The sequence below is a fragment of the Polaribacter sp. genome (assembly GCF_965656025.1).
Lineage (GTDB): Bacteria > Bacteroidota > Bacteroidia > Flavobacteriales > Flavobacteriaceae > Polaribacter.
On record NZ_CBFHJT010000036.1, the window covers coordinates 1 to 2,436 of the forward strand.

General features: G+C 25.2%; 5 protein-coding genes. All 5 read left to right on the forward strand.

From position 1 onward, the window contains the following. On the forward strand, positions 1-240 hold a 240-nt coding region (locus ACTG3S_RS08330), incomplete at its 5' end, for a hypothetical protein (RefSeq protein ID WP_439128895.1). 12 nt (positions 241-252) lie between these two features. Continuing rightward, a complete protein-coding gene (locus ACTG3S_RS08335; RefSeq protein ID WP_439128896.1) occupies positions 253-651 on the forward strand; it encodes a hypothetical protein in 399 nt (132 codons plus the stop codon). A gap of 1 nt (position 652) precedes the next feature. Further along, positions 653-1,669: a hypothetical protein gene (locus tag ACTG3S_RS08340; RefSeq protein WP_439128897.1), complete on the forward strand. Its 1,017-nt coding sequence runs from the start codon at positions 653-655 to the stop codon at positions 1,667-1,669. Positions 1,670-1,741: 72 nt separating this feature from the next. Continuing rightward, entirely contained in the window at positions 1,742-2,032 is a 291-nt protein-coding gene (locus tag ACTG3S_RS08345) for a hypothetical protein (RefSeq protein ID WP_439128898.1), read from the forward strand. A 5-nt stretch (positions 2,033-2,037) separates the two neighbouring features. Continuing rightward, on the forward strand, positions 2,038-2,436 hold a 399-nt coding region (locus ACTG3S_RS08350), incomplete at its 3' end, for a hypothetical protein (protein ID WP_439128899.1).

A 2,436-nucleotide genomic window follows, 5' to 3' on the forward strand; every position in this document is an offset into this window, starting at 1 on the left:
GGTACACTAAAGAAAGATTTAGAAATAAGCGGAGTTATTAAAAAAGAAAAAATAGTTGCATATCAAAAACAAGATATGGATAGAATTGCTTCATTTAAAAACTTTGCCCTAGCAGAAGACAGAATTAGTAAAAATGCCAATATTATAGAAGTTGATTCTAACAAATTTTCTGAAGGATTTTATTTAGCAGGAAAAGAATTTATTTTTTATCATTTAAAAGAATTATTAGAAAACTATTAAATATCAGATAAAATGAAAAATCTAAAAAAAATATTTCTTTTATGTATTTCTGTCTTTTTTATAAACTGTACAGGTTATGGTAAAAAGTTACAGTTTAAAAAAACAGAAGTTTACTACACAAGTAAAGTAGCAAAAGAGGATGCTGAAAAGCTGGGAGATTATTTAGTAAGTTCTGGTTTTGCAGGTGATAATGAAAAATCTGTACAACTTTCTAAAAATGACGAAAATGGCAACTATCAATTTAGAATGGTAACCACAAAAGAAGCAGCAAATAGTAAATCTTATGGAACAATATTTGAATTATATGCAAAACAGATTTCAGATTCTGTTTTTAATAAAGCGCCAGTAGAATTTCATATTTGTGATAATACATTTTCAACTTTAAAAGTAATTCCTTTTAAAACAAAATAATATGAAACGTTTTGTTTACATCTTCTGCATTTTTATTGGGAGCATTTTTCTAATTTCAAACTCTGCACAACCAGGTGTTTGGAATGCAGGCGGCAGTGGAAGTTTTACGCTTTTATATCCAGAAGATAGCATTGCCTATAAAAAAATTCAGATGCAATCTGAAAAAATTTACATGCAACTCTACAAAGGTTTTGCAACTGTAAAAGGCAATTATTTTTTTAAAAATACCACAAACGATACTTTAAAAATTAAAGTCGGTTATCCTATTAATAATGTATTTAAAAACGTTCAATTTCATGACAATGTAAATGAAGTAAATGTAGACGGTTTATATAAAATAAAAGGCTTTGTAAATAATAAAGAATTATCGCTGTTTGAAAAACCAAATGCCGAAAATGAAAATTGGTATGTTTGGGAAATCGCATTTTTACCAAAAAAAACCACCCATTTTAGTGTTTATTTTTTGGTAAACACCAACAATGCCAAAATAATGCAAGGGTATAATTCTGATGAAAAAAATGCTTTTATTTATCTGATTGAAACAGGTTCTCTTTGGAAATCTCCCATAGAAAATGGTGATTTTTACACACAATTAAAAGATAATATTTCTATAAAAAACACAAAAGTAAGTTCCCCAACCTCGTTGTTTTTTAATTCAGATAATAATATTTTACATTTTAACATGACAGATTATGGCAAAAATCCAGACCCTAATTTTGTTTTATCTTATGGTGAAACTTTAAAGGATTTCAATTTTAAAGAAATTACACAAAAAAGTAATTTTTATTTCTCAGAAATTGATCAATTTTCTAAAACAAACTTCAATGAGATCGCTTTTGAACCTATCAACTTAAAAAATGTATATGAAGTGGATGGAATTGGTAATGCATCTATAAATATTGTTTTTTATTTAGCTATCTATGGCATTCCTATTTTTTTATCATTAATTGCCATTTTTATCATTCTAATTATTATTAAAAATTTTAGAAAAAGTAAATCAATAACAAGAATTTTTTAAAGTTACAGAGGTTGATTTTCTTTAACTAGAAATTAGCCATCTCCTTCTTATATAAATTAAAAAAGTACTTTTATGAATCTCCCAATTAATAGTTTACATTTTATACTCTTAATTTCTACGTTTACAATCTTATTAATTGTGATTTTATATTTGGACTATAAAAAAACTAAAATATTAGAAACGAATAGATTAAATTATTTACTTTTAGCTTTTAACAAAGAAAAATTAATTTCTAACCAGCTGCAAAAAATGCCAGAAGAGTTGAAAAGTATAGAGCAAAATACGCTACAAAAATTTCAAAAAATTAAAGTTGGTATTTTAAATATTAATTTTTCATTAAGTGAAATTTTTAATTCAAAATAAAACCTGTGAAAATAAAAAAAAAATCTCTTTGTATTTTTATTTTTATAAGCATCACTTCTATCTACTTTGCTCAAGAAGTATCAAAGAGCAAATTAGATAATTATATTCAAAAAGCTAAAAAAGCGATAATGAATAATAAAGTTGATAGTGTTATTTATTATTCAACTAAAATTGAAGCGGTTGATATAAATAAAGAAAACTATAAAAAGCTTATATCTTTTCTTTCAGAATTAGGCCATTATCATGAAGGTAGTGGAGCTTTCGAAAAAAGTTTGAACACCTATCAAAAAGGAGAAAAAATAGCAATTTCTTTTAACGATTATCAGTATTTATCAAAAATGCAAATCGATATGTCTCAAACATATCGAATTTTTCATGATTATAAAAAAGCCATTAAATATGGG